The sequence below is a fragment of the Mycobacterium montefiorense genome, from assembly GCF_003112775.1.
Taxonomy (GTDB): domain Bacteria; phylum Actinomycetota; class Actinomycetes; order Mycobacteriales; family Mycobacteriaceae; genus Mycobacterium; species Mycobacterium montefiorense.
The window spans coordinates 33,583-53,269 of the sequence record NZ_BFCH01000036.1; the positions used below are offsets into that span (position 1 = coordinate 33,583).

The following is a 19,687-nucleotide window of genomic DNA, read 5'->3' on the forward strand; positions in this document are numbered from 1 at the left end:
CAGGGCAAACTCAAATGTGAAACAGAGGAACCGCGCAGTAGTCGGTCGAATTCAGCCTCCCTCAATGGCTTGCCGGCTGACAGCAGACAGCACGGCTTAATGCCCAACTCTTTCAGCTTCATTCGACCCGCACCGACGAGGAGCCTGTACCTTAGTATCGGATGTCAGCCCCGTACATCCGCTGGTGGATTGTCAAGAACCCGAATAGGGATGACAGCATCTTTTGATACCGACAGTTCCGCCTTCAGGACCGCTCATAGAAGTGATCAGAATGTCAATATGGTTCTCGCAACTGGAACGGTGACACTATTGCTCGCCGAGGTAGCGGGATGGACGCAACTATGGCAGTCGCACCCTCGGGACATGAAGGCAGCAGTAACCCAACTCGATGCGGCCGTGCCGAGCATCGTCGGGAACCACCAGGGCGTCAAACTAGCCGAGCAAGGCATTGGCAACAGTTTCATGGCGGCATTCACCTGCGCCACCGATGCCGTCGCATGTGCGTTGGAGCTACAGCGCGCGCCGCTGGCCCCGCTTCAGCTGCGTATCGGTCTGCACACCGGCGAGGTGCAGCTGCGCAATGAAACCAGTTATGTCGGTGCTGCCCTCAACCGCGCGGTTCGGTTGCGCGACTTGGCTCATGGTGGTCAGACCGTCCTATCAGGGACAGTGCATGACCTTGTCGTCGACTGCCTACCCGCTGATGTCTGGTTGATGGACCTGGGCACGCACCATCTGCGGGATCTACCTCGTCCGGAGCGAGTCTTTCAGCTGTGCCGTCCGGGGATACGCATCCAGTTCCCGGCTCTGCGCTCATCCGACAGCTCATTGGCGCGCCAACTTCCTTTGCAGCTAGTCAGTTTCGTATGCCGTGGTACACGCCTGAGCGAAGTGCAGGAACTGATTCACCGCAGCCGGCTGGTGACGCTGATCGGTGTGGGCGGTGCCGGGAAGACCCGCCTGGCCATACAGGCGGCGGCAGCAGCAGCGGCGAACTTTGCCGATGGCGTCTGGTTTGTCGATCTGGGGCCCGTCACCGAACCACACGGTGTGGAGACGGCGATCGCACGCACGATCACCTCACCCGACCAGCCCAGGAGTTCGACGATCGCTACCCTGACGAACTTCCTCTGGGGCAGGCAGACCCTGATCGTGCTCGACAACTGTGAGCATCTGCTTGACGCTTGCCGAGCCGTTGTCATGAGACTGCTCGCGCAATGTCCGAGATTGACCATTGTGGCCACCAGCCGTGAACCGATTGGTTTCGCGGGGGAAATTCGTTGGCGGGTACCACGGATGTCACTGGATGATGAAGCCGTCGAGCTATTCGCCGATCGCGCCCGAGATGTCCAGCCGGACTTCGATCTTTCCGACGGTCACCGCGAGATAGTGAAGGACATATGCCGCCGTCTCGACGGACTGCCACTGGCGATCGAGTTGGCTGCAGCACAAGTTCGTTATATGTCCTTGGGTGAGATCGTGGACGGCTTGGACGAGACCTTCATTCGTCTGGACGGGGGCGTGCGAGCCACCACTAGCCGCCAACGGACTTTGTGGGCTTCGATCGACTGGTCTCATCGTTTGCTGACTGGACCCGAACGTGTTCTGTTTCGTCGGCTGGCGGTATTCAGGGGCGGGTTTACCGTGAGCGCCGCGAAGGTCGTAGGCAGGGCTGATCACGAGGAGCGCGCCGATGTCACCCGTAGGCTCAGCCGGCTGGTCGACAAGTCGGTTGTCGTGGCGGAAACCATTGACGGCCGAACCCGGTACCGGTTGCTTGAGACAATGCGCCAATACGCGCTCGACGTGCTTCGTGATTCTGGTGAGTACGAACTCGTAGCGCGTCGTCACAGCGACTACTACATGAACATGGCGGGTGCTTTTGAGACGCCCGCACGATGTGGAGATGAGCAGCACGTCCAGCAACTCGACCGTGACTTCGACAATCTGAAGGCCGCGTTTACCTGGTACTGCGATAGCGCTGAAATTGTTTCGGCACTGCGACTGACATCGTTGTTGCAACCAATGTGGCTCGCGCGCGGCCGAATCCAAGAGGGGTTACGTTGGTTCGACGCCATTTTGGCCGCGAACCTCGGGTGCAATCAGGCAGTTACGCAGGTTGTGCGAGCGCGCGCGCTAGCCGACAAAGCGGGGTTGGACGCGTGGGTTGGTGCTGTCGACAGTACTGCGCTGGCGCATGAGGCGTTGGAGACTGCGCGAAGGCTCAACGACCCCGATCTGCTGGTACGTGCACTCACCGCCTGCGGGGCAACGAGCGGTTACGACCTAGACGCCGCACGCTCCTACTTCGCTGAGGCGTTAGGCGCAGCGAGATCGATCAACGCGCGGTGGAGACTGACCCACGTCCTCGGATGGCAGGCTTACAGTGCGCTCGTGGCGGGTGACCCGGTCACCATGCTTGCAGCGGCCGAGGAAGGCAGAGACCTTGCGCATTCGGGCGGCGACCGCCTCTCTGCCCGGTACTGCCGCTGGAGCGTCGCTGTGGCAACGATGCTCAAAGGCGAACTCGAACCGTCAATTGCCACGCTGCGCGACATGGCAGACGAGGCCGAAGCAGCGCGTGACCCGTTGTGGTACACGATCGTCCTGGTAAATCTGTCACGCGGACTGGCATATAGCGGAGAGGCGAACGGCGCAATCACCGCAGCACGCGATGCCCTCGGAACAGCTGCCGTCATGGGGCCATGGTACGAAGGCTTTGCGCAGGGCGCCTTGGCGGCTGCCGCGTTGTCAGCAGGTGATATCCCGATGGCTGGCAAGGCAATTGCCGCAGCGCCTCAGCTGGTGGGAACCCACCCCAGCATGATGGCCAGAATCAACGCGTATACGGCCCAAATAGAACTTGCACGCGGCAATCTTTCTGCGGCCAAATGTAAAGCCGACGAGGCGATATCATCATCTTCGGGCTGGCACCTCGCACAGACATTGACGACGCGCGCGCGGATCTGGTCAGCGCAAGGTGAGTGGTCCCGCGCTGAAAGCGATGTGCGCGCGGCGCTCACGAAAGCCGTTGAAGTTGAGGCATTTCTCGGGGTCTCCGACATAATCGAGTGCCTTGGCGCGGTTGCCGCCCACGAAGAGAATTACCGCTGCGCAGCTCGACTGCTCGGAGCGGCCAATGCTATCCGTGAACGGAGCAGCGAAGAGCGATTCACGATATATCAAGCCGAGTATGACGCTGCGCTTGCGGTGACGCGTAGTGCCCTGGGCGATGCTGATCTCGCTGCAGCCTTAGCTGAAGGCGATGTGTTGGGTGTGCAGGAAGCCATCGCCTATGCACAGCGGGGTCGCGGCCAGAAGAAGCGGGCGGCCAGCGGCTGGGCATCGCTCACTCCCACTGAATTCGAGGTTGCAGAACACGTCGCAGAAGGTTTGTCCACCAAGGAGATTGCCGCGCTGATGTTCGTGTCGATCCGGACGATACACTCGCATCTCACCCACATCTATACCAAACTCGGGATCAACTCACGCGTGCAGTTGGCGAACCTTGCCAACCACCACATCTTCAAGACTGAATCCGCACCATCGCTGTGACGGGCGATCACGCCGCAATTTAGCAGTCACCGAAAGCGAACCCGAGCCGCACGCCGTATGCATGCGTAGGAATTTCCTTGTTCACCACGCATCGGTAGGTATACGTAGGCGGGCGTGGTGCGGCTTTAGTCAAATTAACGACGACTCATAGTGCGCCCTCCGTATTTTGACCGATGGTTTGTTCTCGCCGGTCCTGCACCCTAGTACTGCATCGATGAGCAAACACCAACCGTGTTACCCACCGGCTCATCCGTATCGGAACAAAGTGAGGCCTCGATAATGCAGCCGTTTTTGACTACCTCGCTACCATCCCTCGGCGGACAGCGCCGTCCCGAGAACCATCGACCTCGATTGCGAACCAATCTGCGCCGACCAACCAAACCCTGGCTCCGGCTACCCGGATGGACGTGGTAGCGGAGCTGTCCAAGTGGACTTTGGGGTGCTGCCTCCGGAGATCAATTCGGGGCTGATGTATACCGGCCCCGGGTCGGGCTCGATGATGTCAGGGGCTTCGTCCTGGGATGCGTTAGCTATCGAATTGAGTTCGGCAGCTTGTGGTTACACGTCGTTGGTGTCAGAGATGACTAGCTCGGCGTGGTTAGGGCCGGCATCGCGTGCCATGCTTGCTGCAGCGACACCCTACCCGTTGTGGCTGAGTGCTGCCGCCATCGTGGCCGGTGAGGCAGGCACACAGTTGAGAGCGGCAGCCGCAGCTTATGAAGCGGCGTTTGCGATGACGGTGCCCCCGCCGGTAGTTGCAGCCAACCGGGATCTCCTCGTCGCGCTGACTGCGACAAACTTCTTCGGCCAAAACAATCCGGCGATCGCGGCGACCGAAGCCCAGTACGCCGAAATGTGGGCTCAAGATGCCACTGCGATGTATGACTATGCGGCCGCTTCGGCGAGCGCCACGCGGTTGGCAACGTTCGCCGACCCGAAACCAAAACAAGAGCAAGCCGAGTCGCTCGCCCACGCTACCGCGGTCGGACGAGCTGTCGGGAGTGCGAGCGCGGTGATAGAGCTGACCGTGACCGAGAGTAACGGAATGGGGACGTGGTTAACCATAGGCTCGGCGATCACCCAGAAACTTCAGCCACTTGCGAGATCGACCTCGTCGCTACGATCCTTGTCCACCAATCGTATTCAGGTGAGGCCCGGGCCCATGCGGGACGAAGAAAAAGGCTGGATCGGTACCGATGAGCGGCATGCACTGTTTCGCACCATACCGGGTTTGGTCGAGCTCGCAACGAGTCTTTCAAATGCATGGTCCTCGCTGGCTCAGCAGTTCCTACCTATTGCGGGTGCAGCAGGAGCCACTAGTCCAGCGCCGCAATCCGTGCTCCCGCCGGCGATCGGTGGAGACGGGTTGGTTTCAGTTAATAGGCTGACCGCAAACAGGATTGGGAATCTCTCGGTGCCGTCCTCCTGGACCAGTGCACCCGGCATGGCGGAAGGGTCGGCCTTTCGGGTGGCAGCCGTCAGTCATGTAGGCGGCCCGGGAAGCGCGACGGATGGACTTCTTCGCGCAATGCCAATGGGCAGACACGGTCGGCGTGCAGCAGCTGTCATTGCGCACAAATACGGATACCGCCAACGGGTGGTCGTCCGCCCACCGCCCGGGGGATGACGCCGTGGTTTCAGAAAGGGAAAAGACGACCAGGTAGTGACGATAAACGCTAGCGCGGGGTTGAGCTGCGCCCACAACTCAAACCCCTTGCGCCTGAAGGGCTGAGAGAAGGAGATGACATGTCGTATGTGACTGCGCAGCCAGAAGAGTTGGCGGCGGCGGCCGCTGCGTTGCAAGCCATTGGCGCGGGCTTGAGCGCCGAGAATACTGCTGCGGCAATGCCGACCACGGGGGTGATTCCCGCGGCCGCCGACCCGGTATCGGCCCTGACCGCCGCGCAGTTCGTCGTGCATGCCTAGATGTATCAGGCAGTGAGCGCCCAAGCTATGGCGATCCACGAAATGTTCGTGCATACCTTGATGGCGAGTTCGGCGTCCTATGCCGCCACCGAGGCCGCTAACGTGATCGAGACCAGGTGAGTACGGATCGATCCATGGCAATCGATTTTGGGGCGCTGCCACCAGAGGTCACTTCGGCACTCGTATATTCCGGTCCGGGGTCAACGTCGTTGATGAATGCCGCGTCGTCCTGGAATTCGCTGGCAGCCGAGCTTAATTCGGCGGCAACAGGTTGCGGCCACTTGGTCCAGCGGGTTGAGGAGCAGTGGATGGGTGCGGCGTCGGAGTCGATGATGTCGGCGGTGCGGCCGTATCTGGAGTGGATGAATGCCATGTCGATTGCGGCTGAGCGGGCGGCAGTCCAGGCGCAAGCAGCCGCGGCGGCCTTCGAGGCTGCGTTCGCGGCGGTGGTGCCGCCGCCGTTGATCGCGGCCAACCGTGGGGACCTGGCGAAAGCGACGGCTACCAACGTGTTCCGTCAAAACGACGGCACAATCGCGGCACTGGAAGCCCAATACTTCGAAATGTGGGCTCACAACGTCTCGACGATGTACAGCTACGCCGCCAACTCCTCAGCAGCTTCGATTCTCGAGCCATTCGTAGCAGCACCAAAGGTCGCCCGCCCGGATGGTCTGGCCGCCCAGGCCGCCGCGGTCACCTCTGCCGCTGGTAATTCGGACGGTTCAATCCAGGACCGCCTCGAGATTGTGAACAGCGAGATCACCGCACTGCTAGAAGGCCTGGCGGAGCATCGGAACGGAATGTTCGAAGAAATTCGTCCCGTATCCAGAAGAGGCCCTCTGTGGTGGCTATGGCAGTTCCTGTTCGGGAAAGATACCTTTCCGAAGGGTCTTCAAGAGTTTCTAACCCAATTCGGGCCTTACTCTAGCTTCATCTATAACACCTTTGGTATGCACAACTTTGGCGTAGCCGCGGCCAGAGATTTTTTACAGATCTCGAAATCCTTTGTGCCAAGCGCAGCCATACCGGCCGCAGCCGCCATCAGCGGCGCGCCCGCGATGTTGGGGCGAGCCATGGGCGCCGCGGCTTCAGTAGGAAGGTTGTCGGTTCCGCCGGCGTGGAACGTGTCCTCGGCCGTCGTATACCCGGGCACGGCTCCGCTACCGGTCAGCACTATTACTGCAGCGGAGAGCGAAGGCGCCGGAAACCTGCTGGGCGGCATGCCAATTCCCGGATCCAGCATCGGCATGACCAGCAGCGGACCGAAATACGGATTCCGGCCGACCGTCATGGCCCGTCCGCCATTCGCCGGATGAGTTGCCCAAACAGCCAACGGTCAGTGCCGAGCACAGCGCTGGTGGAGTGGTGGCAGCAGCGAAGCGGTCGTTAGGCGCGGACCGAAAAAACCGCGACCGCCGGCTCGCCGGGGCACGCACTGCGGTAACCGCCGCGGCTCAGCGCATCGGTCGGAGCGGTCATCGGCTCGAAGCACACCACGTCCTCGCCGGGCGGTGCGAAGATCTGGGTCGCGGAATACCCTTGCTCGAAGTGCACTTCCAGGCGGCGTCCGCCGCCGGACAGCGCGAACACCGCGCCATCGGCCACCTGGTCGTAAGCATCGTCAAAAGTGTTGTCGCCCAATGGTTCCTTCTTGGCCGGCTGCTCAGAAAACTCACCGGTGGGCAGACCCCGCTCGTCGAGACTCAAATGCCGTAGCGGTGGTGTCTCGATGATCCAGTCGCTGCGCTCCGCGTCGGGCACGCGCAGATACGGATGAAAGCCGAAACACAGCGGGACCGCGGTCTCGCCGGTCGCGGCGACCGTTGTGGTTACCGTCAGCGTCCGCTCGGCCAGTCGCACCGACACCGTCAGCAGGTGCGGATACGGAAAGCTGGCCAGCAGCCGCTGCTCGGCGCCGAAGTCAACTTCGGCGGTCAGCTCATTGGACGACTCGGCCGTTACCCGCCAGCCCGGGTATGCGGCCAGGGTGCCGTGGATGGGCAGCCCGTTGGGGTCCGCGCGCACCCCGTTTTCACCCGGTGTCAATTCGACAGTCACGTTCTCCGCGGTATATGTGTTGGCGCCCAGCCGATTTGCCCAGGGATACAGAATCGGTATGCCCATCGTCTTACCGGCTTCGAGGTAGGCGCCCAGTCCGCGCCGCTGACCGAGTAGCTCGACTCCCGAGTCGGTAAGTGAGGCGCCGATCATGCCGCCGTCCGGTACGAACTGTGCAGCTAATGACGACGACGGATCGCGCAGGGTCACCACGTGCACGCGGTCAGCCTATCTCTTAACGGCTCAAGGGGTCGTGCTGAATACGCTCCGGCGAGGCACCTTTGGCGATCAGCGCCGCCTTGGTAGCGCGGACCATGGCGGGCCCGCCACAGACCAGGATCTGCCGGTCGCCCCAGCCGCCGTATTTCGTCACCACCTCGGGGAGCTGGCCGATCTGATGTACGTGCAGACCACGTGGCGGCGTGACGTCCGGGTAATCGGCAGCCCAGGCCGGGTCGCTGTGGTACTCCGACACCGGCGAGACCGACAGCCACGGACTGTGCGAGGCGACCTGCCACAGCGTCGGCAGGTCGTAGAGCTCGCAGCGATAGCGGGCGCCGAAGAACAGGTGCACCCGTGGGTTCTCTCCGTAGCGGGACAGGTCCATGATCAGCGCCCGCAGCGGTGCCAAACCGGTGCTGCCGGCCACCATCAGGATGTCGGCGCCGTTGCGGTCGATTTGCAGGCCGCCGTGCGGGCTGGATAGCCGCCAGCGATCGTCGGGCCGGGTTTCGTTGACTATCGCGGTGCTAACCAGACCACCGGGAACCTGGCGGACGTGAAACTCGATGCCGCCGTGCGCGTCGGCCGGAATGGCGGGGCTGAGAAATCGCCACCGTCGTGGGCACTGCGGTACTTGCACGTTGATGTACTGACCGGGGTGGTAGTGCATCGCGCGGTCCAGTCGCAGCCGCACAACGGCAAGGTCCCGCGAGACCCGCTGATGTTCGATCACGGTGCCATCCCACCAGGCGGGTCCCTCTTCGGCATCGGCGGCGCCGCTCATCACCCCGGTGATCAAGTTCAGCGACTGGCCGGCTGCCGAGTCGACGGCGCCGGTCCAGGCGTCCCCCAAGTGGGCGCGCAGCGTCGTCTGCAGCGCACGTCGCAACGACTCGTAATGTGTTGGCAGCACACCGTATTTGCGATGATCCCGGCCGAGCTGAGCAAGAAAGGCCACCGGCTCGGCGGCGCGCTGCTCCACCAGCTCGCCGTAGACCCAGTGCAGTGCGTGGCCGAAAGCGGCTCGCTGAGCATCCATTTCGGGAGGGAATAGGTCGCGCACCCTGACGTCGAGTGCGAACCATTGGGTGTAGAAACGGTGGACGAGTTCGCCGCCGGCGCCCGAGCCGTCCGGGGCGAGGGCGTCGCGCAGCACTCGCAGCGCGTCTGAATCCTCTAAGCCCACAGGGCCCGATTCTAAGCTCGCTGCGGCAGAGCGCGTCCTCGTCAGCCCTGCCCGACGGTGTTCGATGTTCCGGTGTTGGCGACTTTCGGCGAGCCCCAGTGATAGATGACGACGTTGCCCGTGCCCGAAATGCTGATCGCATCCGTGCTGTCGACGGTCACCCCATTGCCCTTGCCGGCGACGCTGACGCTGGTGCAGTGGCCCGTGACGGTGATCGTGTTGTTCACCCCACTCACCGAGAGATAGCCGCCGTGGCAGGGGATGGTTTTCGTCGTGCCAGTGCCGGTGACATGCAATGTACCGGCATTGGGGACGTTCTCGGCCGGGATGTCGCCGGCCAGGCCGGTGCGGAATCCGGTGGCCGCCAAGCCGGCCAGGGCCAGCCAGCCGATCACGATGATCGACCAGCAGGCCATCCCTACCCGCAGTTTCGGCCGCAGCGCGCCGACCCAGTTGCCGGTCTGGTCGCGGTCCAGGTCGTAGGCAAAAGCGGTGATGCAGCGGGCCCGCGCCGGATTGCGCTCGTCGGCCAGGATCACGCCGTTGACGTACTCCCGCCCGCGCACCACGATCTCGGCACGCTGCCCGTCGAGCGTGTAGGACACCTTGGTCTTGGTGCTGGGTCCGCTGTAGCGCCGGCGTGTGACCGTCCATCCGTGCGCCACCGGCAGGTTGACGTTGTAACGAGTTGCGCGCGAAATCGGTTCGGCTGCAATGACTTCAGCGACACGCCCATACTGGAGCAGTCCCAAGCGGACCCGCGCACCCCGCAGTTGCATGGTGTAGATCGAGGCCAGTGCGAGCACCGCGACCGCGGCGAACGCCATGGGCTGCTGTATCCACAGCGCGATCGGCGCGATGCCGACCATGAACAGCGTCCAGACGTACCGCCAGCGAAACGGCAGCACCTCGGCCAACCGGAAAGCAACCGGAATCCTGCGCGGCGGCGGCGCGAGGCCGGGGTCGACGGCTTCCACGTGCAAAATTCCTCCGAAAAATCTAAACTTGAGCGGAACAGACTCAACCTTGACGACGTTGGACAAGGCGACAAGCATTTTCCCTATACCCGAACGGAGGTGTCGTGGACTCTTTTAACCCGACTACCAAGACGCAAGCGGCCCTGACGTCAGCATTACAGGCGGCCAGTGCCGCAGGTAACCCTGAGATCAGGCCCGCTCATCTGCTGTTGGCGCTGCTAACGCAGAACGACGGGATTGCCCCGCCGCTACTGGAGGCGGTCGGTGTCGAGCCCGCGACCATTCGCGCCGAAGCCGAGCAGCTGCTCGAAAAGCTGCCCCAGGCCAGCGGCTCCAGCTCGCAGCCGCAGCTGTCCCGCGAATCGCTGGCCGCGATCACCACCGCCCAGCAGCTGGCCACCGAGATGGACGACGAATACGTGTCCACCGAACACCTGATGGTGGGCCTGGCCACCGGCGACTCCGACATCGCCAAACTGCTCACCGGACACGGCGCATCCCCGCAAGCCTTAAGGGAGGCATTCGTCAAGGTCCGCGGCAGCGCCCGGGTCACCAGTGCCGACCCGGAATCCACCTATCAGGCACTGGAGAAGTACTCCACCGACCTGACCGAGCTGGCCCGCGAAGGCAAACTCGATCCGGTTATCGGCCGGGACAACGAGATTCGGCGCGTCGTGCAAGTGCTCTCCCGTCGCACCAAGAACAATCCGGTGCTGATCGGCGAGCCCGGCGTCGGCAAGACCGCGATCGTCGAGGGACTGGCCCAGCGCATCGTGGCCGGCGATGTGCCGGACAGCCTCCGCGACAAGACCGTCGTCAGCCTGGACCTCGGATCGATGGTGGCCGGCGCGAAGTATCGCGGCGAGTTCGAGGAGCGGCTCAAGGCCGTGCTCGACGACATCAAGAACTCGGCCGGGCAGATCATCACGTTCATCGACGAGTTGCACACCATCGTCGGCGCCGGTGCGTCCGGCGAGGGCGCGATGGACGCCGGCAACATGATCAAGCCGATGCTGGCCCGCGGCGAGCTGCGGCTGGTCGGCGCCACCACGCTCGACGAGTACCGCAAGTACATCGAGAAGGACGCCGCGCTGGAGCGCCGCTTCCAGCAGGTGCTGGTCGGCGAACCGTCAGTGGAGGACACCGTCGGCATTCTGCGTGGCCTGAAGGATCGCTACGAGGTGCACCACGGGGTTCGCATCACCGACTCCGCACTGGTGGCCGCGGCCACGCTGTCCGACCGCTACATCACCGCCCGCTTCCTGCCGGACAAGGCCATCGACCTGGTCGACGAGGCCGCCAGCCGGCTGAAAATGGAGATCGACTCCCGGCCCGTCGAGATCGACGAGGTCGAGCGGCTGGTGCGCCGGCTCGAGATCGAAGAGATGGCGCTGTCCAAAGAAGAGGACGAGGCATCCAAGGAACGGCTGGAAAAGCTGCGCTCCGAACTGGCGGACCAGAAGGAGAAGCTGGCCGAGCTGACCACCAGGTGGCAGAACGAGAAGAACGCCATCGACGCCGTCCGTGAACTCAAAGAACAGCTGGACACGCTGCGCGGAGAGTCCGAGCGCGCCGAGCGCGACGGCGACCTGGCCAAGGCCGCCGAGCTGCGCTACGGGCGGATACCCGAAGTGGAGAAGAAGCTCGACGGCGCGCTTCCGCACGCCGAGGCCCGCGAGAACGTGATGCTCAAGGAGGAAGTCGGTCCCGACGACATCGCCGATGTGGTGTCGGCGTGGACGGGCATCCCGGCCGGACGGATGCTGGAAGGCGAGACTGCCAAGCTGCTACGGATGGAAGACGAGCTGGGCAAGCGCGTGGTCGGGCAGAAGAAAGCGGTGCAGGCCGTGTCCGACGCCGTGCGCCGCAGCCGCGCCGGGGTCGCCGACCCCAACCGGCCCACCGGGTCGTTCATGTTCCTGGGCCCCACCGGCGTCGGCAAGACGGAGCTGGCCAAGGCGCTGGCCGACTTCTTGTTCGACGACGACCGGGCGATGGTCCGCATCGACATGAGCGAGTACGGCGAGAAGCACTCGGTGGCCCGCCTGGTCGGCGCGCCTCCCGGCTACATCGGCTACGACCAGGGCGGCCAGCTGACCGAGGCGGTGCGGCGGCGGCCCTACACCGTCGTGCTGTTCGACGAGGTCGAAAAGGCCCACCCCGATGTTTTCGACGTGCTGCTGCAGGTGCTCGACGAAGGCCGCCTGACCGACGGCCAGGGCCGCACGGTCGACTTCCGCAACACGATCCTGATCCTGACGTCCAACCTCGGTTCGGGCGGCAACTCCGAGCAGGTGATGGCGGCGGTGCGCGCGGCATTCAAGCCGGAGTTCATCAACCGGCTCGATGACGTGCTGATCTTCGATGCCCTCAATCCCGAAGAGCTGGTGCAGATCGTCGACATCCAGCTCACTCAGCTGGCCAAGCGCCTGGCGCAGCGGCGGCTGCAGCTCGAGGTGTCGCTGCCGGCCAAGGAATGGCTGGCAGCGCGCGGGTTCGACCCGGTGTACGGCGCCCGGCCGTTGCGGCGGTTGGTCCAGCAGGCCATCGGTGACCAGTTGGCCAAGCTGTTGCTGGCCGGCGACGTGCACGACGGCGACACCGTTCCGGTCAACGTCAACCCGGACGGCGACGGCCTGATCCTCGGTTGAGTACTAGCGGCGCCGGTCGCCCAGCTCGTAGTCACGGGTCTGGGCGCCGGCGTCGATCACTGCCCGCAGCAGTTCCCGGGCGGCCGGCTGCGCGACGGTTTCGCGAAAGAGCTGATCCTCGATGCGCAGGCCGGTCGCCATATCGGCTGACGCGGCGGCGTCGACCGCGCGCTTGGCGTTGGCGATGGCCACCGCGTGCGACGACGCGATGCGGGCGGCGAGCTTGTCGACAAACCGCCGCAGCTTGTCGGCCGGCAACGCGCGGTTCACATATCCCCACGCTTCGGCCGTTGCGGCGTCGACGTCGATGCAGCCAAGGATGACTTCCAGGGCCCGCGCCCGGCCGATCAGTCTGGGCAGCCGCTGCGTGCCGCCGCCGCCGGGGATGATGCCGACCGCCAACTCCGGATGTCCCAGCACCGTGGTGCCGAGTGCGGCGAACCGCATGTCGAAAGCCATCGCGAATTCGCAGCCACCGCCGCGGCAGACGCCCTCGATGACGGCGATGGTGGCCTTCGGCAGGGTCCGGAGCTGCTCGGTCACGGCGTGAAAGAGCGATAGCTCGTCGTGCAGCCCGATGTCGTCGGCCGGCAGGTCCAGAATCAGGCCCACGTCGGCATGGGCGATGAAGATCTCCGGGTCGGCCGAGTCGACGATCAGCACCCGGACCTCGTCGTCGGCCGCGACCTCACGCGTCAGCCGGTCGATCTCGTTCAGCAGCGGTACGTCCAGCAGGTTGATCGGGGGGTTGTCGATCGTCGCGCGGCAAACACCATCGGCCGCGGCGATGCGAATTAGCTGGTAGCCCTCGTAGACCATGGTGGAACCCTACGCGGCCCTAGCAAACCTTAATTGGGTTGTGACCAGGTCGCATTCTCGCTTCGGGTGGGGTAGCAGATACGCTACTTAGGATGGTCCCGTTATGGTTCACCCTCTCCGCGCTGTGCTTCGTCGGCGCGGTGGTGTTGCTGTATGTCGACATAGATCGACGCCGGGGGCGCAGCAGACGGCGCAAATCCTGGGCACGTTCACACGGGTTCGACTTCGAGCGCGAATCGACCGACATCCTCAAGCGCTGGAAGCGCGGCGTGATGTCGACGGTGGGAGACGTGCCCGCCCACAACGTGGTGCTGGGCCAGATTCGCGGCGAGGCCGTGTACATCTTCGATCTCGAGGAAGTCGCCACGGTGATCGCGCTGCACCGCAAGGTGGGCACCAACGTGGTGGTCGACCTGCGACTCAAAGGGCTCAAAGAGCCGCGCGAGAGCGACATCTGGCTGCTGGGTGCGATCGGCCCGCGGATGGTCTACTCGACCAACCTGGACGCGGCCCGTCGAGCCTGCGATCGGCGGATGGTTACCTTCGCGCACACCGCGCCGGACAGCGCCGAGATCATGTGGAACGAGCAGAACTGGACGCTGGTCGCCATGCCGGTCTCCAGTACGCGCACCCAATGGGACGAGGGGCTGCGCACGGTGCGCCAGTTCAACGACCTGTTGCGGGTGTTGCCGCCGACGCCCGCCGATAGCGACGAGCCGGCTGGACTTCGAAATGCGGCGCCGAGCCGTCCGTTGGCGCCCGCCGGCCGGGCGGAGTTGCCGACCCGGCGCTCGGCTCAGGACGTGTCCGGGATGATGGGCTCAGATGTCCAGGCCAGCCGCCGTGCCCCGGAGTCGGCCAACCGCGACGACGGCCGTACCGAAGCCATCCGGCGTCCCCCGTCGTCGACGGGGCGTAATGGCCAGCAGGCCAGCAATTTCCATCACTGAAACCTGTTGTGCTGCAACGGTAGACGAATAAAGGGTGCACAAGGCCGTGGCCGAAACTGACCGTGCGGAACTGGCCGAACTGGTGCGCCGGCTATCGGTGGTACACGGCCGCGTGACGCTGTCATCGGGCAAGGAAGCCGACTACTACGTCGACCTGCGCCGGGCCACCCTGCACCACCGCGCCGCGGCACTGATCGGCATGCTGATGCGCGAACTCACCGCAGACTGGGATTACGCGGTCGTCGGCGGTTTGACCCTGGGCGCCGATCCGGTGGCGACTGCGGTCATGCACGCGCCCGGGCGCCCAATCGACGCCTTTGTGGTGCGCAAGTCCACCAAAACCCATGGCCTGCAACGTCTTATCGAGGGATCCGAGGTAACTGGTCAACGGGTGCTGGTGGTCGAGGACACCAGCACCACCGGCGGTTCGGCGCTGACGGCGGTGCACGCCGTTCAGGACGCGGGTGCCGAAGTCGTCGGCGTGGCCACTGTGGTGGATCGCGCCACCGGCGCCGCGGAGGCTATCCAGGCCGAGGGGCTGCCGTACCGCAGCGTCCTGGGGCTGGCCGATCTGGGGCTGGGCTAGGGCCGTTACCGCTGTGCGCACTTTCCTTGCGATAGCAGCCTGCTTGGCCGTCTGCCTGGTGGGTTGCTCGGGGTCCAGTCATGCTGTTGCGCCCTACGGTGCTCAGGGCGCGCGGCTGGGTGAATCGCTGGCGCTGCTGGGCTGGAACATGTCGGTGTCGAACCTGCGCTGGGACGACGACTACGTGTTGATCAACGTCGACGCCTCACCGGCGGATCCCAAGGCGCCGCATGCCAAACCCGAGGACATTCGCTTCGGGCTCTACGGCGCGCTCGCCCACCCGATGGAAGCCGTCGGTTTGGGCAGCTGCGACGCCGCGATGGCCACGGTGCGCGATATCCCGGCGCCGCTGTCGTCGCCGCCCGACCGGCTGACCGGCACCGTGTGCCTGGGCCCGCTGAAGGACCGCAGTCAGGTCCGCGGCGTGTACAGCTACTCGACGCGGGACCGGATTGCCGACACCTCCGCGGCCTACCCGGCGGCGTTTCCGGTGGGGCTGATGCCGACGAACGTCAACGACACCGGACTGGTGGTCAAGACCACCAACCTGTCGGCGTGGCGAGCGGACGGAACCCCGATAGCCCAGGCGCAGCTGGGTGATCCGGCGGCCTTCACCGGCAACGGCTACATGCTGCTCGGTCTGGATGCCGAAGCCATCGCCGCCCGGTATCGCGACGACTCCGCCCGGCGCGGCGGCCCGATGATGCTGCTCGCGGCGCCGACGCTGCCCGGTAGCGGCCTGAACCCGGCATGCGCGGCGTACGGGTCGGCGGTGCTGATCTTGCCCGACGCCTCGTTGGACGCGGTGCACGTCTCCGCATCCTTGTGCACCCAAGGCGAAATCAACCAGGCGCTGCTCTATGCGACGGTGGCGATCGTCGGCACGCATGCCGGTGTGTGGACGCCGCGATGAGCGGACCCGGGCCCACCGAATGGGGAGACGCGGCCACCGGCGTCGGGCCGTGGCATGGCGAGCTGCCCGAGGACCCGCGGTATGACCCAATTCTGTTGCGCGACGGTGACACTCGCAATGTCGTAGATGCCTATCGGTACTGGACCCGGGAAGCGATCGTCGCCGATATCGACCATCGCCGGCACCCGCTGCACATCGCGATCGAGAACTTCGGTCACGACGCCAATATCGGTTCGGTGGTGCGAACCGCCAACGCTTTCGCGGTGGACACCGTGCACATCGTCGGGCGTCGGCGCTGGAATCGCCGCGGCGCCATGGTGACCGATCGCTATCAGCGGTTATGCCATCACGACAACACTGCCGAGCTGCTGGATTTCGCGACGGCAGCCGGATTGAACGTGGTCGCGGTGGACAACGTGCCGGGAGCGGCACGCCTGGAGGAAACCGTGCTTCCGCGCGAGTGCCTGTTGGTGTTCGGTCAAGAGGGGCCTGGCATCACCGACGGCATCCGGGTGGGTGCGGCGACCACGGTGTCGATCGCTCAGTTCGGCTCGACCCGCAGCATCAACGCCGGCGTCGCTGCCGGGATCGCGATGCATGCCTGGATCCGCCAGCACGCGGACTTGCACCGCGCCTGGTAGGCCTAACGCCGCTTCACGACGTCGAGTGTGCGTCGTTGGCGTTGAGTGTGCGGTCAGGGCGCCGCCAAGGCGCACTTCAATGGCCAGGGCCCGCTGCCTAGCTCCACAGCGTGACGTGAACCTTCGGGCGAAACCGCGTCACCCCGACGCCAGACCCCCGGATCATCGCCTGGATACATCGCGGGGTGGTGATGAAGCGGACCAGCTCGGACACCGCCGGCTGACGCGCCGACGGCGCCAGTGTTGTGGCGCACCACTCACCCGACCGGTCCAGGCCCGGACCGTTCACGTGCACCAGCCTCGCGGCAGCGAGATCCTTGGCGACCGCGAAACCGATTGTCAGCCCGACACCGCTGACCCGCTGCACCTCCTCGAGCGCGGCCGCATCGCTCTGAAAGATTCGCTGCTGGGATTCCGGAATTGCCAAGCCGCGCAGCATGGTTGCGATCTCGCCGTCTACGCTGCCCGCCGACGGCCCGAGCATCCATTGTTGCTGGCGCAACAATCCCGGCGTCGGAATGCCGGTTACCAGTGGGCTATTCGGCGCGACCACCGTAATGATCTGATATTTCAGGAAGGGCCGGATAAAGATCGACTCGTCGGCAGCCGCCGAGCTCTCACTTGCCGGGCCGATCGCGATGTCGACTGCGCGCGAGGCGATCAGCTCCCGGAATCGGCTCGTCGGATGCACGCTCAACTCCACCGAAAGGTCGTCGGCTCGCGACGAGAACAACTCGATCAGACCGGGCGCGGCGTGTTCGGCGAACGCCGTGGACGCCGCGATCCGCAGCAGCCGCCGCCCATGCGCCGCCTCGGTGACCTCGATCGCGGTTTGTTGCTGCAGACCCAGAATTTCAACCGCGCGGCTGGCCAGCCGCAGCCCGCCGGGTGTGAACGCCAGCCCCGCACCGGTTCTGGTGAACAACGGGTCGTCGAGTTCCTTGCGCAGCGCCGCGACATGCATCGAGACTCCGGCGTCGGAAACGCCAAGTTCGGCGGCGGCGGCTCGCACCGAGCCCAACCGAACCACCGCGGAATAGGCCCGAAGTTGAGCCGGAGTCATGTTATGAGCTTACTTTGGGAAGTGTGCGTGACGTGCTTGCCGAGTTGATGTCGATTTGGCGTGCTGGCGGTACCGCGGGACTGGGGACGGTAGTGCGAACCTTCCAGTCGGCGCCGAGACTGCCCGGAGCCTCGATGGTGGTCGCGCCGGACGGGTCCGTCAGCGGGTCAGTGTCGGGTGGCTGCGTGGAAGGCGCTGTCTACCAAGCTGCCACCGAGGTGACGCAGACCGGAACACCGCGGCTGGAACGCTATGGAGTCAGCGACGGCGACGCGTTTGCGGTCGGCCTGACATGCGGCGGCGTCATCGACATCTTCGTCGAGGCGATGTCGCAGACAACCTTTCCCGAACTCGGCGCGATCGCCGACGACATCGACGCGCAATGTCCCGTTGCGGTCGCGACCATCGTCGCCCACCCCGACGCGCAGTGGATCGGCCGGCGCCTCGTCGTTCGTCGTGATGCGACGGCGGGATCGCTGGGATCGGAGCGGGCCGACGCCGCGGTCGCCGACGATGCCCGCGGTCTGCTCGCGGTCGGGCGCAGCGAGGTGCTCAAATACGGGCCCGACGGGCAACGGCTGGGTGAAGGCATGGAGGTGTTCGTATCCTGCTACGCCCCGCAGCCGCGGATGCTGGTGTTCGGCGCCATCGACTTTGCCGCCGCCCTCGCGGAGCAGGGCGCCTTCCTCGGCTACCGCGTCACGGTCTGCGACGCACGCTCAGTGTTCGCTACGCGGGCCCGATTTCCGGCGGCCGAGCACGTCGTCGTCGATTGGCCGCACCGCTACCTCGCCGCCCAGGCGGAGACGGGTGCCATCGACGACAGCACCGTGATCTGCGTGCTCACCCACGATCCGAAGTTCGATGTGCCGGTGCTCGAAGTAGCGCTGCGGCTGCCGCAGGTCGGGTATGTGGGGGCGATGGGCTCGCGTCGCACACACGACGACCGCACGGCGCGGCTGCGGGCGGCCGGGCTGACCGAGGCCGAACTGAGCCGGCTCGCCAGCCCGATCGGGCTGGACCTCGGGGCCCGGACACCGCAGGAGACCGCGGTCTCGATCGCGGCCGACATCATCGCCAGAAGGTGGGGCGGCGGAGGTTTGCCGCTGGCCCAGCTGCTTGGCCGGATCCACCATGACGCGGCAGATCAGCTGGTCACAGGCGACTTCGAGGCGACTTCAACGATCACTTAACTCGCTATTGACGCCCCTGTCAGTGCGGCCGACACTGGGGTTCCCTTTTCGAGTGAGGTGCGCCACATGCAGGTACCCGGGCCCTTTGAATATGAACGTGCAACCAGTGTCGACCATGCGATCGGATTGCTGGATCGGCTGGGGGAGGGGGCGCGAGTAGTCGCCGGCGGCCACAGCCTGCTGCCGATGATGAAGCTGCGCATCGCCAACCCCGAATACCTCGTCGACATCAACGACCTGGCCCTCGAACTCGGGTATGTGATCACCGACCCGACCCTGGTCCGTATCGGCGCCATGACCCGTCACCGCGAGCTGCTGGAGTCCGACACCTTGGCCGCGGTGTGCCCGATCTTCCGTGACGCCGAACGGGTGATCGCCGACCCCGTGGTCCGCAACCGCGGCACCCTGGGCGGCTCGCTGTGTCAAGCGGACCCGGCCGAGGATCTGTCGACCGTGTGTGAGGCGCTGGACGCGGTGTGCCTGGCCCGCGGACCCTCGGGTGAACGCGAAATACCGATCGACGACTTCATCGTCGGGCCGTACCAAACCGCGCTCGCCTTCAACGAGATGCTCGTCGAGGTGCGGATACCTTTGCGGCACAACACGTCCAGTGCCTACGCGAAAGTGGAGCGGCGGGTTGGTGACTGGGCTGTAGCGGCGGCGGGGTCCGCGCTCACGCTCGACGGTACAGCGATCGTCGCGGCGCGCCTCGGCCTGACCGCCGTCAACGTCGACCAGGCAGCACTGGCCGAAGTCGCCGCAGGACTGGCCGGGCAGGCCGCCACCGAGGAGGTCTTCGCCGACGCGGGTCAACGCGCCTCGCAAGCCTGCGACCCGGTGACCGATGTTCGCGGCACCGCCGAGTACAAGCGGCATCTGGCCGCCGAACTGACTACCCGGACCTTGCGCACCGTCGCCGAACGAGTACGGGCAGAAGGGAATTAGCC

Annotated in this window: 15 protein-coding genes and 1 pseudogene; 11 read left to right on the plus strand and 5 right to left on the minus strand. The window is 64.9% G+C overall.

The window, feature by feature from the left end; all coding sequences use genetic code 11:
• The first annotated feature begins 279 nt into the window (after positions 1 to 279).
• The 4 genes and pseudogenes from DB708_RS23860 to DB708_RS23875 all read left to right on the plus strand — a co-directional run bounded on the left by DB708_RS23860 (position 280) and on the right by DB708_RS23875 (position 6,797).
• Positions 280 to 3,555 (plus strand): LuxR C-terminal-related transcriptional regulator, encoded by a 3,276-nt coding sequence (locus DB708_RS23860; RefSeq protein ID WP_235616923.1) that lies wholly within the window; start codon positions 280 to 282, stop codon positions 3,553 to 3,555.
• Between the two features lie 427 nt (positions 3,556 to 3,982).
• Complete coding sequence (locus DB708_RS28110) at positions 3,983 to 5,182, plus strand: PPE family protein (RefSeq protein ID WP_165839906.1); 1,200 nt, start codon at positions 3,983 to 3,985, stop codon at positions 5,180 to 5,182.
• A gap of 119 nt (positions 5,183 to 5,301) precedes the next feature.
• Positions 5,302 to 5,601: pseudogene (locus DB708_RS23870) on the plus strand (PE family protein).
• A gap of 20 nt (positions 5,602 to 5,621) precedes the next feature.
• Complete coding sequence (locus tag DB708_RS23875) at positions 5,622 to 6,797, plus strand: PPE family protein (RefSeq protein WP_108926267.1); 1,176 nt, start codon at positions 5,622 to 5,624, stop codon at positions 6,795 to 6,797.
• A gap of 70 nt (positions 6,798 to 6,867) precedes the next feature.
• Here DB708_RS23875 and DB708_RS23880 read toward each other — a convergent pair whose 3' ends face one another.
• The 3 genes from DB708_RS23880 to DB708_RS27860 are packed head-to-tail and all read right to left on the minus strand — an operon-like array spanning position 6,868 to position 9,924.
• A complete protein-coding gene (locus tag DB708_RS23880; RefSeq protein WP_108925950.1) occupies positions 6,868 to 7,758 on the minus strand; it encodes an aldose 1-epimerase in 891 nt (296 codons plus the stop codon).
• A gap of 16 nt (positions 7,759 to 7,774) precedes the next feature.
• Positions 7,775 to 8,947: an FAD-binding oxidoreductase gene (locus DB708_RS23885; RefSeq protein ID WP_108925951.1), complete on the minus strand. Its 1,173-nt coding sequence runs from the start codon at positions 8,945 to 8,947 to the stop codon at positions 7,775 to 7,777.
• 41 nt (positions 8,948 to 8,988) lie between these two features.
• Positions 8,989 to 9,924: a DUF3060 domain-containing protein gene (locus DB708_RS27860; RefSeq protein ID WP_235616924.1), complete on the minus strand. Its 936-nt coding sequence runs from the start codon at positions 9,922 to 9,924 to the stop codon at positions 8,989 to 8,991.
• A 104-nt stretch (positions 9,925 to 10,028) separates the two neighbouring features.
• Between DB708_RS27860 and clpB the strand changes: the two genes are divergently transcribed.
• A complete protein-coding gene (clpB, locus tag DB708_RS23895; protein ID WP_108925952.1) occupies positions 10,029 to 12,575 on the plus strand; it encodes an ATP-dependent chaperone ClpB in 2,547 nt (848 codons plus the stop codon).
• 3 nt (positions 12,576 to 12,578) lie between these two features.
• Here the strand turns inward: clpB and DB708_RS23900 are convergent, their stop codons facing one another.
• Positions 12,579 to 13,394, minus strand: a complete 816-nt coding sequence (locus tag DB708_RS23900) for an enoyl-CoA hydratase/isomerase family protein (protein WP_108925953.1) — start codon at positions 13,392 to 13,394, stop codon at positions 12,579 to 12,581.
• A 92-nt stretch (positions 13,395 to 13,486) separates the two neighbouring features.
• Here DB708_RS23900 and ttfA point away from each other — a divergent pair, with 92 nt between their 5' ends.
• Genes ttfA through DB708_RS23920 form a run of 4 tightly spaced genes read left to right on the plus strand, consistent with a single transcriptional unit; the run spans position 13,487 to position 16,484 of the window.
• Positions 13,487 to 14,344, plus strand: a complete 858-nt coding sequence (ttfA, locus tag DB708_RS23905) for a trehalose monomycolate transport factor TtfA (RefSeq protein ID WP_108925954.1) — start codon at positions 13,487 to 13,489, stop codon at positions 14,342 to 14,344.
• Between the two features lie 46 nt (positions 14,345 to 14,390).
• Entirely contained in the window at positions 14,391 to 14,930 is a 540-nt protein-coding gene (gene pyrE, locus DB708_RS23910) for an orotate phosphoribosyltransferase (protein WP_108926269.1), read from the plus strand.
• A 13-nt stretch (positions 14,931 to 14,943) separates the two neighbouring features.
• Positions 14,944 to 15,843, plus strand: coding sequence for a hypothetical protein (locus DB708_RS23915; RefSeq protein ID WP_108925955.1), 900 nt, complete (start codon positions 14,944 to 14,946; stop codon positions 15,841 to 15,843).
• Positions 15,840 to 16,484: a TrmH family RNA methyltransferase gene (locus DB708_RS23920; protein WP_108926270.1), complete on the plus strand. Its 645-nt coding sequence runs from the start codon at positions 15,840 to 15,842 to the stop codon at positions 16,482 to 16,484. Before DB708_RS23915 ends, DB708_RS23920 begins: the two co-directional genes overlap by 4 nt.
• A gap of 97 nt (positions 16,485 to 16,581) precedes the next feature.
• Here DB708_RS23920 and DB708_RS23925 read toward each other — a convergent pair whose 3' ends face one another.
• Positions 16,582 to 17,547: a LysR family transcriptional regulator gene (locus DB708_RS23925; protein WP_108925956.1), complete on the minus strand. Its 966-nt coding sequence runs from the start codon at positions 17,545 to 17,547 to the stop codon at positions 16,582 to 16,584.
• A gap of 23 nt (positions 17,548 to 17,570) precedes the next feature.
• Between DB708_RS23925 and DB708_RS23930 the strand changes: the two genes are divergently transcribed.
• Positions 17,571 to 18,740, plus strand: a complete 1,170-nt coding sequence (locus tag DB708_RS23930) for an XdhC family protein (protein WP_201263607.1) — start codon at positions 17,571 to 17,573, stop codon at positions 18,738 to 18,740.
• A 66-nt stretch (positions 18,741 to 18,806) separates the two neighbouring features.
• Positions 18,807 to 19,685 carry an FAD binding domain-containing protein gene (locus DB708_RS23935; RefSeq protein ID WP_108925957.1) on the plus strand — a complete coding sequence of 293 codons (879 nt, stop codon included), beginning with the start codon at positions 18,807 to 18,809 and terminating at the stop codon, positions 19,683 to 19,685.
• Positions 19,686 to 19,687: the final 2 nt, after the last annotated feature.